The following is a 13,470-nucleotide window of genomic DNA, read 5'->3' as shown; positions in this document are numbered from 1 at the left end:
ATGAAGGCGTTGCCATCTAATGGCAGCGCCTTTTTCTTGGAGTCATCCCATGTCCGCTCAAGCTCAAGCTGCTCTGCCCGAAGAAAGCCCGGTCGATCTCGATGCTTATTTTGTGCGGATCGGCTATCAGGGCCCGCGCCAACCGGACTTCGAAACGCTGAGCGGCCTTCAGTTTGCGCAGGCCACCTCCGTGCCCTTTGAAAATCTCAATATTCTTTTCGGGCGCGGCATTGCGCTCGATCCGGAAAGTCTGCAGCGCAAGATCGTGCGCGAGCGGCGCGGCGGCTACTGCTTCGAGCAGAACGGGCTCTTGTTGCGCGTGCTGCGGCAACTCGGTTTCAAGGCAGACGGGCTGATCGGGCGTGTGCGCTGGATGATGCCGGAGGGCGCGCCGCCCACGGGCCTCACTCATATGCTGATCCGCGTGCATCTGCCCGAAGGGCCTTATCTGGTGGATGCGGGCTTTGGCGGTATCCGCCAGACGGTGCCGCTCAAACTCGTGCCGGGCCTTGTGCAGAAAACCTCTCACGAAGATTTCCGCCTGGTGGAGGAGGGCAGCAGCCTTCTTCTGCAGGCCGATCTTGGCAACCGCTGGGGCGACATTTGCGCTTTCGGGCTGGAGACGGCGGCGGCTGCCGATTACGAGCTCGGCAATTGGTTCACCTCCACGCATCCCTCCTCGCTTTTCGTCAATTACCTCATCGCCGAGCGCCCGGCGCCGGGCCTGCGCAAAATGCTCTTCAATGACATGCTGACGGTTCGCGCGGTGGGCGAGGAACCGGAAACGCATCTGCTTTCTTCCGCCGAAGAAATCGCCGCCGCGCTTGATGAGCATTTCGATCTGCCCGTTGCGCAGGACAAGGTGCCGGTGCTGGAGAAGTTCGTGGGGCTGACCGCCTCGCTTTGAGGCAGGTGGTTGCCGCGCCGCTTCTTGGACCCCGGGTCAAGCCCGGGGTGACGGCATGAGTTTGGAACGGGTGCTGAGCGTTCCCAATGCACTCCGTGTCACCCCGGTCCACGAGTTGGGCCCCCGAGCCGGGGTCCATGTAGCCTCTCAGCGGATCGCTACTCCGCCTCGTTCACATCGAAGCGCCATTTGCGTTTGACGGCGGCGGGCAGCTTCGCCTTGCTTTGAGGTGCGTGTTTGCCGCGCCGCTTCATGGACCTCGGGTCAAGCCCGGGGTGACGGCATGCGTGTGGAGCGGGCACTGAGCTTTCCCAATACACTCCGTGTCACCCCGGCCCCCGAGCCGGGGGCCATGCAGCTTCCTGTAATACGACAGCGCCTGCAGTAACCCTCAAACGCACTCCTATCATCAGGCACACCTCGTTCGTCAATTGTTCTTCCCCGCGAAGCGATTGCTTTCTGCGGCATATGCGCTAAAAGCGCCTCATGAGCGAGGGGCCCTTACAGGCATACCGCGCGCGTGTCGCGGCCGGCGAGATCGCGCATGACCCGGCGCAGGAACGGGCGGCGGGGCATTTGGCGCGCCTGCATGACGAGCTTTTATCTTGGCGGCCAGGCAAGAAGGCGGGGCCGCTACGCCGCTTCGGTATCGGCAAACCGGTGAGCCCGCCGGAAGGCATTTATCTTTGGGGCGATGTCGGGCGCGGCAAATCCATGCTGATGGATCTTTTCTTCGAGGGCGCGCCTCTTACCCGAAAGCGCCGGGTGCATTTTCACGCCTTCATGTCGCAGACCCATGAGCGCATCTTTACCTGGCGGCAAAAAGAAAAGGCGGGCAAGGCCAAGGGCGATGATCCCATTCCTCCCGTCGCGGACCTGATCGCCGCAGAAGCCCAGCTTCTCTGCTTCGATGAATTTCAGGTGCATGACATTGCCGATGCCTCGATCCTCGGGCGCCTGTTCACGGCGCTTTTCGAGCGGGGCGTGGTGGTGGTCGCCACGTCGAACCGGGCGCCCGACGGGCTTTACGAGGGCGGGCTCAACCGGCACCGGTTTCTCCCTTTCATCGCTCTCATCAAGGAAGAGATGGAAGTGCTCAGCCTTGAAAGCGAGCGCGATTACCGGCTCGACCGGATGATGGGTATGCAGGTCTATTATACACCGCTTGGGCCCGCCGCCCGCGCCGCAATGGACGAGGCTTTCGCCGCGCTGACCGACGGGGCGCAGGGTCATGCGCGGCGCCTTGAAGTGAAGGGGCGGGCGGTGGAAGTGCCCTGCGCGGCCCACGGCGTGGCGCGCTTTTCCTTTGCCGATCTTTGTGAAAAGCCGCTCGGCGCGGCCGATTATCTGAAAATCGCCGAAACATTCGACACGGTGCTGATCGACGATATTCCCCAGCTCGGGCCCGCGCGGCGCAATGAGGCCAAGCGCTTCGTCACGCTGATCGATGCGCTTTACGAGGCCCGCGTAAAGCTCGTCGCCTCCGCCGAAGCGCCGCCCCAGGCGCTTTATCCTTCAGGGGACGGGGCGTTCGAGTTCGAGCGCACGGTGTCGCGGCTGATGGAAATGCAATCGGCGGAGTATCTGGGCGAGGATGCCGCCCTTCATGCCGCCGATTGAGAGACCGTATCTTTTAGCGGGTGATCGGGAAAATCACCTTGCCGTCCGAGCGCTGGGCCGGCAGCGGCTTCGGCTCGGGCCGGGTGTTCACGGCGGCCGTTTTCACCGGCGTGTTATCCCGCTTTGCTGCTTCGCCTGCCGCTTTGGCTTCGGCTACTTGCAGCTTCTTTTCCGCCGTCAGCTCATAGCTCCAGGTCTGCCCGTAGGAAGCCTGCAGGAAGCCGAAGGAAAGCCGCTCGCCGCGGGCTTTCGTCTTGGCGGGCACGGCGGCCCGGTCGAGGGTGAAATTACGCTCCAGCTTCTGCCGGTCGATGGGGCGGAAGCCGTGAATTTCAGCAGCGGCAAGGCGCGGCTGATGGGCGCTTGCCAGCGCCGTTGCGGTGCCCGCTGTGTCGGGCTCCAGGAGGGCCATCAGCCCGCCGAAATCTTCTTTCGTGGCGGTGGAGCCGTGCTCTTCGCAAAAGCCGCGGTCGGAGCGCAGAACGCTTTCCAGCATCCGGCAGTCCTTGCCCGTGGCGGCGGAAAGCGCATGTTCGGTCAGATCGCGGCCGGTAATGAAGCTGGCGGAAATCCCGGCAATGGTGAGCACCTCGCCCACCGTCACGGCGCCGATCAACGGCGCGCCGCAGCCGCTCAAGGATAGGCCGAGTACGGCGGTCAGCGCTGCATTGCGCAGCTTGCGCCCCTTGCCCGGCTGGCCGGAAATGGAAGATTTAACGAAACTCACGAACCCCTTCGGCATTGCTGCCCGCCCCCATGTTACGCGTTAACGCCTAGCGCCGGCTCCGGATCTTGCCCCCGTCCTTATGGGGCCCGCGCTGGTGCCTGAGCCGCCCTTCGCCAGTTTGCGCCCATTCCTTGACAGGACGGCGAATAGTGCGATCGGCAGCCATACTTTTCAGGCTTTTTTATCGTGCGCTTCCTTGCCCTGTGAGTCAATCTGGCACGGGCGTCATGGTTAATGGCGAACGGGCGCCGGGCAGGCATTCCAGGCGGCCCGCCAAGGGCCGGGGCAGGCCGAAATACGGTCTTTTGAGGGGCGAAACCATTGCGGGCGCAGCGATTTCACGCTACTAGGCACGCGGATTAACGATGTGCGGCCCCCAAGACCGAAGCTAGGCCTTAGAACCGGCCTGAACGCCGCGCACACTCAACGCCCGCTGCCAAGGCATTCAGCTTGGCAGCTTATAGGCATCATTCCGGAGGCATTTTCATGGCGCGCAAAAAGATTGCACTTATCGGCGGCGGGCAGATCGGCGGCACGCTCGCTCATCTTGCCGGCCTTAAAGAACTCGGCGACGTGGTCATTTTCGACATTGCCGACGGCATCCCGCAGGGCAAGGGGCTCGATATTGCCGAGTCCTCCCCCGTTGACGGTTTCGACGCCGCTTATTCCGGCACGACCAAGTACAAAGACATCAAAGGCGCCGATGTGGTGATCGTGACCGCCGGTGTGCCGCGCAAGCCGGGCATGAGCCGCGACGATCTTCTGGAAATCAACCTCAAGGTCATGCAGCAGGTGGGTGAGGGCATTGCCGCGCATGCGCCGAACGCTTTCGTCATCTGCATTACCAACCCGCTCGACGCGATGGTTTGGGCTCTGCGCCAGTTCTCCGGCCTGCCGCACCACAAAGTCGTGGGCATGGCGGGTGTGCTCGACAGCGCCCGTTTCCAGTATTTCCTTTCGCAGGAATTCAACGTGTCGGTGAAAGACGTCAGCGCTTTCGTGCTGGGCGGCCACGGCGACACGATGGTGCCGCTGACGCGCTATTCGACCGTTGCCGGTATCCCGCTCCCTGACCTGGTGAAGATGGGCTGGACCACGAAAGAGCGCCTCGATGAAATCGTGCAGCGTACGCGTGACGGCGGCGCGGAGATCGTCGGCCTTCTGAAAACCGGTTCGGCTTTCTATGCGCCGGCCGCTTCCGCCATCGCCATGGCCGAGTCTTATCTGAAAGACCAGAAGCGCGTTCTTCCGTGTGCGGCCTATCTGAACGGCCAGTATGGCGTGAAAGACATGTATGTGGGCGTTCCCACCGTGATCGGCGATAAAGGCGTGGAGCGGATCGTCGAGATCAACCTCAACGCGTCGGAAAAGAAAAACTTCGACAAGTCCGTCGGCTCGGTCAAAGGCCTGGTCGATGCCTGCAAGAAAATCAATCCGGCCGTTGCCAAGGGCGCCGCGCCCAAAGGCAAGGCCAAGAAGAAATAAGTTTTCCGCATTGCCGGAAAATTCAAAGGGGCTGCTGCGGCGGCCCCTTTTCTTTTGCCTCCTGTTTGCCGGGGCGTCTTAAAGGCCGAGATAGGCGCAGGCCATGCGGGTCAGCTCGCGCTCGAGCGCGCTGTCATGCAGATGTAAAGGGCCCGGATCGTTGAGCAGCGTATTGGCTGCTGTGCTGAAAATGAGCTGCAGCGCAAAGCCGAGCGCCAGGCGCGGGTCGGGATGAGCGATCTCTTTGAGGCGCGGGCCAAGCTCCCCGGCCAGGCGGTGCTGCAAGCGCTGCACGAGATCGCGGAAGCTCAGCCATTCATCCGGTGCATTGGCCGAGCGGGCAAGGGCGGCGCGCAACACGCCTTCATTGGCGCGCAGATCGGCCAGAATGGCGTACACGATTTCCCCCATCACGTCGGCAAGAGGGGCGGTTGCCAATTCCGGGCGCTCGCCCAGCGCGTCGATCTTGGTATTCATCTCTTCGGTGAAGCGCTCCTTCAGCGCCCGGAAGAGCCCTTCCTTGTTGCCGAAGAGGTAATAGGCGGTGCCGACCGCGCAGTCCGCCCGCGCGGTGATGTCGCTCATCTTTACGTCCTCGAAGCCGCGTTCGGCGACAAGGGTGAGGGCGGCGCCGAGCAGCTTTTCCTGCTTGTCGCGGGCGCGGGCCTGGCTGGCGCGGCGCATGGCGGGGGCAGGCGAGGGAAGGGGCTCGGGCATCTTTTCTCCAGGCAAAGGATGGCGCTTGACGCAGGGTCTATTCTGACGGAATATGAATTTGAATTCAAGTTCATGTTTATAGGAGCGAGCATGACAAAGCGGGGAAAACTGGGCGTGGGCATTTTGGGCGTGGCCGTGCTTCTGGCGGGCGCGCTTTACGGGGCGCTGCAAGTGCCGGCCGTGCAGGATGCGCTTTTCACCCGGGCGGTGGAGGCGCGGGCGGGCCATGTGCGCACTGCGCTTCTGGACGATGATGCGCTCCATATTGTTTTTTGCGGCACGGGCTCGCCGCTGCCCGATGCGGAGCGGGGCCAGGCCTGTATCGGGGTCTTTGCAGGCGGGCGCTTTTTCCTGATCGATGCGGGCGGCGGGGCGGCGGAAAAGATCGCCGCGCTGCAAATGCCCATCGGCGCGCTATCGGGCGTGCTGCTCACCCATTTCCATTCGGACCATATTGCGGGCCTGCCCAATATCGTGCTGCAGAGCTGGGCGCAGGGGCGGCATGAACCGCTCAAGGTCTATGGTCCTGCTGGTGTGAAACAAGTGACGGACGGGTTTTCAGCGGCCTATGCGCTCGACAGCGTTTACAGAACCGCGCATCACGGCGCGGAAATCATGCCGCCCTCCGGCGCGCGCTATGCGCCCGAGCCCGTACCGCTGCTCAATGATTTTTCAGAAGCGGTGGTGCTTGAGGAAGACGGGCTGAAGATCACCGCTTTCCGCGTCGGCCATGCGCCGGTGGACCCGGCCTATGGCTACCGGATCGATTACAAGGACCGTTCCGTTGTTTTTTCAGGCGATACGGTGAAGCATCCCAATGTCGTGCGCCACGGCAAGGGCGCGGACGTGATGGTGCATGAGGCGCTTGCCCCGCATATGGTCGAAACGCTGGCGCGCGGCATCGAACCGCGCCTGCCCGATACCGCGCAGATCCTGCGCGATACGCTGACCTATCACACGAGCCCGGTGGAAGCGGCGGAAGCGGCCAATGAGGCGGGAGCGGGGCTTCTCGTTTATTCCCATGTGGTGCCGCCGCTGCCCAACGCGCTTGCCCGCTCGATCTTTCTGCGCGGTGTCTCCGAGGTGCGTCCGGCGAATGTCGAAATTGGCCGGGACGGGCTCTATCTGAAATTGCCGGTGAACTCTTCTGACATTCAGGAGAGCCAGTGGTGATGAGGCGCTGACAAAGCGGCGATGGATACCTTTATAAGGGGCAGCTTCGGTTGCCCCTTTTGCATTGGCAGTTTGTGTTGCAGGGTAGGCGGCAGCGCGGCTGCGAACTGAAAATACGTTCATTTTTTCTCTTTGCGCCGCGTCACGCTTGGCTGCGGCAAAGGACCGCAGTTCGCGGTTGCTATCGGAGTGACGAGTGCTATAACTCGGCACCGATTAGGCAATTTTTATAACCCTCGCATGTGTGGGTCCCGCGCATGCCTCAGCCGGTCGAGTCCATATGAATATTCACGAATACCAGGCGAAAGCTGTCCTTGCGAAATACGGTGTGCCCGTTGCCAAGGGCATTCCGGCATTCACGGCAGAGGAAGCTGTGAAGGCGGCGAAAGAACTCGGCGGTCCCATCTGGGTCGTCAAAGCGCAAATCCACGCGGGCGGCCGCGGCAAGGCGGGCGGTGTGAAAGTCGTCAAGTCGATCGAAGAGGTCGAAGCCGAAGCCAAGCGGATGCTCGGCCTGACGCTGGTCACGCACCAGACCGGACCGGAAGGCAAAGAGGTCAAGCGCCTTTACATCGAAGACGGCTCGGCCATCGAGCGCGAGCTTTATCTCTCCTGCCTCGTCGACCGCGCCACGGGCCGCGTCGCGTTCATCGCCTCCACCGAAGGCGGCATGGATATCGAGGAAGTGGCGGCGGAAAGCCCCGAAAAAATTCTCACCTTCTCTGTCGATCCGGCCTCCGGCGTTTCCGGTTTCCATGGCCGGCGTGTCGCTTTCGCGCTTGGCCTCAAGGGCGATCAGGTGAAGCAGTGCACGGCGCTGATCCAGAACCTTTATAAAGCCTTTGTCGATGCGGATATGAGCATGCTCGAAATCAATCCGCTGATCGTCAACAAGGATGGCGATCTGCTCTGCCTCGATGCAAAAGTGAATTTCGACGATAACGCGCTTTACCGTCACAAGGATCTCGCTGAGCTGCGCGATCTCGACGAAGAAGATCCGAGCGAGATCGAAGCCTCGAAATACGATCTGAACTACGTCAAGCTCGACGGCACGATCGGCTGCATGGTGAACGGCGCAGGCCTTGCCATGGCGACGATGGACATCATCAAGCTCTACGGCGAAGAGCCGGCGAACTTTCTCGATGTGGGCGGCGGCGCGACGAAAGAAAAAGTGACGGCGGCGTTCAAGATCATTCTGTCGGACCCGAATGTGAACGGCATTCTGGTCAACATCTTCGGCGGCATCATGCGCTGCGACATCATTGCCGAGGGCGTTGTCGCCGCGGCGAAGGAAGTCTCGCTCAATGTGCCGCTGGTCGTGCGCCTTGAAGGCACGAATGTGGATCTCGGTAAGAAGATCATGGCGGAAAGCGGTCTGCCGATCATCTCGGCGGATAATCTTGCCGATGCCGCAGACAAAATTACCAAAGCCGTGAAGGAGGCCGCGTAATGGCTGTTCTGGTCGATAAGAATACCAAAGTCATTTGCCAGGGCTTCACCGGCAATCAGGGCACGTTCCACTCCGAACAGGCGATTGCCTACGGCACGAAGATGGTCGGCGGCGTGAGCCCCGGCAAAGGCGGCAGCACGCATCTCGATCTGCCGGTCTTCGACACGGTGGGCGAAGCGGTGGAAAAGACCGGCGCGAATGCGTCGGCGATCTATGTGCCCCCGCCCTTCGCGGCCGATGCGATCCTGGAAGCCATCGATGCGGGCATCGAGCTGGCCGTCTGCATTACCGAGGGCATTCCGGTGCTCGACATGGTGAAGGTGAAGCGCGCCCTCGACGGCTCGAACACCCGTCTCATCGGGCCGAACTGCCCGGGCGTCATCACGCCGGACGAATGCAAGATCGGCATCATGCCGGGCCACATCCATAAGCGCGGCTCTGTGGGCATCGTCTCGCGCTCCGGCACGCTGACTTACGAAGCGGTGGCGCAGACCACGGCAGCCAATCTCGGCCAGTCGACCTGTATCGGGATCGGCGGCGACCCGGTGAAGGGCACGGAGTTCATCGACGCGCTGGAAATGTTCCTCGCCGATGATGAAACCCAGTCGATCATCATGATCGGGGAGATCGGCGGCTCGGCGGAAGAAGAAGCGGCCGAATTCATCAAAGCTTCCAAGGTCAAGAAGCCGATGGTCGGCTTCATTGCCGGTGTCACCGCGCCTCCCGGACGGCGCATGGGCCACGCCGGCGCCATCATCGCCGGCGGCAAAGGCGGCGCCGACGACAAGATCGAAGCCATGCGCTCGGCCGGAATTGCGGTGGCGGATTCGCCTGCCGCGCTCGGCACCACGCTGGTCGATCTTCTGAAGAAATAAGCCCTGCGTCCCCGGCTCAAGAAATGAATCGGGGACGAATTCTTCTGCGCTGCTTCAATGAGTTAGCACCTGCCTCTTGAAGCGCCGTCGCAAGAATTTAAATGGCTAGTTAACCCCCGGCGTGCCACACTCTTAACCATAAGACCGGCACGCCGGGCATCTTCACATAAAGGGGGGTGCGGGCCTCCCGCACCGGCCGTTTGATGAGCAAAAACAGCGCGAACGACGAATTTGAGCGGACCTCCTTTCTCTTCGGGGCCAACGCTACTTTCGTCGAAGGCCTTTACGCCAAATACCAAGAAGACCCGAACTCGGTCGATGCCGATTGGCGGAACTATTTCTCCTCCCTGGGCGATGACAAGAACGATGTGCTGAAAGAGGCCAAGGGCCCTTCCTGGGCGCGCGCCGACTGGCCGGTCCATGCGAACGGGGAGCTGGTCAGCGCCCTCGACAGCAACTGGCCTGCCGCCGACCAGGCAAAAATCCAGGCGAAAATCGAAAACAGGGCGCCCGCCTCCGCCAGTCAGGCGGATATCCGCTCGGCGACGCTCGATTCCATCCGTGCCCTGATGATGATCCGCGCCTACCGTATCCGCGGCCATCTCGATGCGGATATCGATCCTTTGAAGCTGCGTCCGAAATCGGACCACCCGGAGCTCGATCCGGCAAGCTATGGCTTCGGTCCGGAAGATATGGACCGGCCGATCTTCATCGATAATGTGCTCGGCCTCGAAACGGCCACGGTGCGCGAGATGCTCGACATTCTGCGCCGCACCTATTGTTCGACCTTCGCCATCGAGTTCATGCATATTGCCGACCCGGTGGAAAAAGCCTGGCTGCAGGAGCGCATCGAAGGCCGGGACAAGGAAATTTCCTTCACCAAGCAGGGTAAGCTCGCGATCCTTGAAAAGCTGATCGAGGCGGAAGGTTTCGAGAAGTTTCTGGCGCGCAAATATACCGGCACGAAGCGTTTCGGCCTTGATGGGGCGGAAGCGGCGATCCCGGCGCTCGAGCAGATCATCAAGCGCGGCGGCGCGCTGGGTGTGGAAGAGATCGTCATCGGCATGCCGCACCGCGGCCGCCTCAATGTGCTCGCCGCTGTGATGAGCAAGCCTTATCAGGCGATCTTCCATGAATTCAAAGGCGGCTCGTCCAATCCGGAAGATGTGGAAGGCTCGGGCGATGTGAAATATCACCTCGGCGCGTCTTCCGACCGTGAGTTCGACGGCAACAAGGTGCACTTGTCGCTGACCGCCAACCCCTCTCACCTTGAGATCGTCGATCCGGTGGTGCTGGGCAAGGCGCGCGCCAAGCAGGACCAGCGCGGGCGCGACCGCGGCACCGTCATTCCGCTGCTCCTTCACGGCGATGCGGCATTTGCGGGCCAGGGTGTGGTGGCCGAATGTCTCGGCCTTTCCGGGCTCACGGGTCATAAGTCCGGCGGCTCGATCCACTTCATCGTCAACAACCAGATCGGTTTCACGACGAGCCCGATCAATTCGCGCTCCTCGCCCTATCCGTCCGATCTTGCCAAGATGGTGGCGGCGCCGATCTTCCATGTGAACGGGGACGATCCGGAAGCGGTGGTCTATGCGGCGAAAGTGGCGACGGAGTTCCGCCAGAAGTTCCGCAAGCCTGTCGTCATCGACATGTTCTGCTACCGGCGCAACGGGCATAACGAGGGCGATGAGCCCATGTTCACCCAGCCCTTGATGTACCGGAAGATCAAGGAACATCCGACCACGGTGAAGATCTATTCCGACCGTCTGGTGGAAGAGGGCACGCTCACCCAGGACGAGGCCGATCAGCGCATGCAGGCGTTCAACGACCGGCTGGAGGGCGACTTCGAAGCGGCGAACGCTTTCCGCCCCAACAAGGCCGACTGGCTGGACGGGCGCTGGTCGGGCCTGTCCAAGGCCGAGGGGGAAGCGCGGCGCGGGGACACGGATGTCGAGATCGAGGATCTGCGCAAGCTCGGGTTGAAGCTGACGGAAATTCCGCAAGACTTCGCCCCGCACCGCACGATCCAGCGGCTAATGGAAAACCGGCGCAAGATGATCGAGACCGGTGAAGGGCTCGACTGGGCGATGGCCGAGCATCTCGCCTTCGGTACGCTCCTGCAGGAAGGCTACGGTGTGCGCCTTTCCGGCCAGGACAGTGAGCGTGGCACGTTCTCTCAGCGCCATTCCGTGCTGCACGACCAGGAAACGGGGGGCGAATATACGCCGCTCAACAATATCGGCGCCGACGGCACCTATGAGGTCATCAACTCGATGCTCTCGGAAAACGCCGTTCTCGGTTTCGAATACGGCTATACGCTGGCCGAGCCCAATTGCCTTGTTATGTGGGAAGCGCAGTTCGGCGATTTCGCCAATGGCGCGCAGGTCGTTATCGACCAGTTCATCTCCTCGGGCGAGCGCAAATGGCTGCGCATGTCCGGTCTCGTCATGCTCTTGCCGCATGGTTTCGAAGGGCAGGGGCCGGAGCACTCTTCCGCCCGCCTCGAGCGCTATTTGCAGGCCTGCGCGGAAGACAATATGCAGGTTGCGAATTGCACGACGCCGGCGAACTATTTTCACATTCTGCGCCGTCAGCTGCACCGTAATTTCCGCAAGCCCCTGGTGCTGATGACGCCGAAGTCGCTGCTCCGTCACAAACGGGCGGTATCTTCGCTGAAAGAGCTTGCGACCGGTTCGTCTTTCCACCGTCTCCTTTGGGATGACGCGGAAATGCTGCCGGATCAGGAAATCAAGCTCGTCGAAGATTCCAAGATCAAGCGGGTGGTGCTGTGCTCGGGCAAGGTCTATTACGATCTTTACGAGGAGCGCGAGAAACGCGGCATCAACGATGTCTATCTTCTGCGCGTCGAGCAACTTTATCCCTTTCCCGCCCGTTCCTTGATCAAGGAACTGTCGCGCTTCCCCCAGGCGGAAATCGTCTGGTGCCAGGAAGAGCCGAAGAATATGGGCGCGTGGAACTTCATCGAGCCCAATGTCGAATGGGTGCTGACCCATATCGATTCACGCTATCACCGGGCCCGTTATGCGGGCCGACCCGCGGCGGCCTCGCCCGCAACGGGTCTCATGAGCAAACATTTGCAGGAACTCAACCAGCTTCTCAAAGAAGCGCTCAGGATCGACTGACCCTCCCTTTCAGCCGCCTTGAGCCAAAAGGAAAGAACGCATGGCTACCGAAATTCGTGTTCCAACGCTTGGCGAATCCATCACCGAGGCGACCGTTGCGCAATGGTTCAAGAAGCCGGGCGACAGCGTCGAGGCGGATGAGCCGCTGGTCGAGCTGGAAACCGACAAGGTAACCGTGGAAGTGCCGGCACCGGCGGCGGGCGTTCTTTCCGAAATTCTGGTCTCGGACGGCGATACGGTGGAAGTGGGCGCGCTTTTGGGTGAAATCGGCGAGGGCAAAGGCGCTCCCGCCAAGAAAGAGCAGCCGAAGAAGGAAGAGCCCAAGAAAGAAGAACCGAAGCAGGAAGCGGCCAAAGAAGAAGCCAAGCCGCAGAAGGCCGAAGCGCCTGCCGCATCGAAAAGCGATGACAGCGGCGAAGACGATGATTCCGAGGCGCTGTCGCCGGCGGTGCGCAAGCTGATCGACGAGCATGATCTCGACCCGGCCAAAATCGAAGGCACTGGCAAGGGCGGGCGCCTTGTCAAAGGCGACGTGCTCAAAGCCATCGAAAAGCGCGGGGATGTGCCAAGCGCGCCGGAAAGCAAACCGGCTCAGGAGGCAAAAACGCCGGAAGCGCCCAAGCGCGAAGATCAGGGCGCGCGCGAGGAGCGCGTGAAGATGACGCGTCTGCGCAAGACCATCGCGAGCCGCCTGAAACAGGCGCAGGATACGGCGGCGATGCTGACCACCTTCAACGAGGTGGATATGACGAATGTCATGGCGGCGCGGAAAGAATACAAAGACCTTTTCGAGAAGAAGCACGGCGTGCGCCTCGGCTTCATGAGCTTTTTCGTGAAAGCCTGTATCGCGGGCCTGCGCGACATTCCGGCCATCAATGCCGAGATCGACGGCGATGAGGTCGTTTACAAGAACTACTACAATTTCGGCATCGCCGTCGGCACCGACAAAGGCCTCGTCGTGCCCGTCGTCAAGGACGCGCAGGACATGTCGCTGGCGGAGATCGAAAAGGCGATCAACGATTTCGGCGCCAAGGCGCGCGACGGCAACCTGAAGCTCGAAGATCTGCAGGGCGGCACTTTCACCATTTCCAATGGCGGGGTTTACGGCTCGCTCATGTCCACGCCCATTCTCAACATGCCTCAGTCGGGCGTTCTGGGCATGCACAAGATCCAGGAGCGGCCGATGGCCGTGGACGGGAAAATTGAAATCCGTCCCATGATGTATCTGGCGCTCTCCTACGATCACCGCATCGTGGACGGCAAGGAAGCGGTGACCTTCCTCGTCCGGGTCAAGGAAAGCCTGGAAGATCCGCAGCGCCTGCTGCTCGATCTTTAAGTCCATCACCGGGGCGCCCGTCCCGTTGCTTCACCCA

10 protein-coding genes are annotated in these 13,470 nt (G+C 61.4%); 8 read left to right on the top strand and 2 right to left on the bottom strand.

All coding sequences use genetic code 11. The annotated features are described in order from the left end of the window. Window positions 1-49: 49 nt before the first annotated feature. Together ACOQOT_RS15360 and zapE are read left to right on the top strand one after the other, a co-directional pair. Window positions 50-907 (top strand): arylamine N-acetyltransferase family protein, encoded by an 858-nt coding sequence (locus tag ACOQOT_RS15360; RefSeq protein ID WP_420560066.1) that lies wholly within the window; start codon window positions 50-52, stop codon window positions 905-907. Between the two features lie 486 nt (window positions 908-1,393). Continuing rightward, window positions 1,394-2,527, top strand: coding sequence for a cell division protein ZapE (gene zapE / locus ACOQOT_RS15355; protein ID WP_420560065.1), 1,134 nt, complete (start codon window positions 1,394-1,396; stop codon window positions 2,525-2,527). A gap of 13 nt (window positions 2,528-2,540) precedes the next feature. Here the strand turns inward: zapE and ACOQOT_RS15350 are convergent, their stop codons facing one another. Continuing rightward, complete coding sequence (locus ACOQOT_RS15350) at window positions 2,541-3,254, bottom strand: hypothetical protein (RefSeq protein ID WP_420560064.1); 714 nt, start codon at window positions 3,252-3,254, stop codon at window positions 2,541-2,543. Window positions 3,255-3,740: 486 nt separating this feature from the next. Here ACOQOT_RS15350 and mdh point away from each other — a divergent pair, with 486 nt between their 5' ends. Further along, the gene (gene mdh / locus ACOQOT_RS15345; protein ID WP_420560063.1) at window positions 3,741-4,739 is read left to right on the top strand and encodes a malate dehydrogenase; all 999 of its coding nucleotides are present in this window, start codon (window positions 3,741-3,743) and stop codon (window positions 4,737-4,739) included. 78 nt (window positions 4,740-4,817) lie between these two features. Here the strand turns inward: mdh and ACOQOT_RS15340 are convergent, their stop codons facing one another. Next, window positions 4,818-5,456 (bottom strand): TetR/AcrR family transcriptional regulator, encoded by a 639-nt coding sequence (locus ACOQOT_RS15340; RefSeq protein WP_420560062.1) that lies wholly within the window; start codon window positions 5,454-5,456, stop codon window positions 4,818-4,820. A gap of 90 nt (window positions 5,457-5,546) precedes the next feature. On the opposite strand from ACOQOT_RS15340, the gene ACOQOT_RS15335 reads away from it, so the two are divergent. From ACOQOT_RS15335 to odhB, 5 genes are all read left to right on the top strand, one after another. Then, window positions 5,547-6,629, top strand: a complete 1,083-nt coding sequence (locus ACOQOT_RS15335; RefSeq protein ID WP_420560061.1) for an MBL fold metallo-hydrolase — start codon at window positions 5,547-5,549, stop codon at window positions 6,627-6,629. 280 nt (window positions 6,630-6,909) lie between these two features. Continuing rightward, window positions 6,910-8,079 (top strand): ADP-forming succinate--CoA ligase subunit beta, encoded by a 1,170-nt coding sequence (sucC, locus tag ACOQOT_RS15330; protein ID WP_420560060.1) that lies wholly within the window; start codon window positions 6,910-6,912, stop codon window positions 8,077-8,079. Then, window positions 8,079-8,954, top strand: a complete 876-nt coding sequence (sucD, locus tag ACOQOT_RS15325) for a succinate--CoA ligase subunit alpha (protein WP_420560059.1) — start codon at window positions 8,079-8,081, stop codon at window positions 8,952-8,954. The genes sucC and sucD overlap by 1 nt, the downstream gene beginning before the upstream one ends. Window positions 8,955-9,157: 203 nt before the next feature. Next, window positions 9,158-12,097, top strand: coding sequence for a 2-oxoglutarate dehydrogenase E1 component (locus ACOQOT_RS15320; RefSeq protein WP_420560058.1), 2,940 nt, complete (start codon window positions 9,158-9,160; stop codon window positions 12,095-12,097). A gap of 40 nt (window positions 12,098-12,137) precedes the next feature. After that, window positions 12,138-13,433, top strand: coding sequence for a 2-oxoglutarate dehydrogenase complex dihydrolipoyllysine-residue succinyltransferase (gene odhB, locus ACOQOT_RS15315; protein ID WP_420560057.1), 1,296 nt, complete (start codon window positions 12,138-12,140; stop codon window positions 13,431-13,433). Window positions 13,434-13,470 lie beyond the last annotated feature (37 nt).

This window comes from Tepidicaulis sp., from assembly GCF_965222285.1.
Taxonomy (GTDB): Bacteria; Pseudomonadota; Alphaproteobacteria; order Parvibaculales; family Parvibaculaceae; genus Tepidicaulis.
Note: the sequence above shows the minus strand (reverse complement) of the source record. Positions and strands in the feature narration are given on the sequence as shown.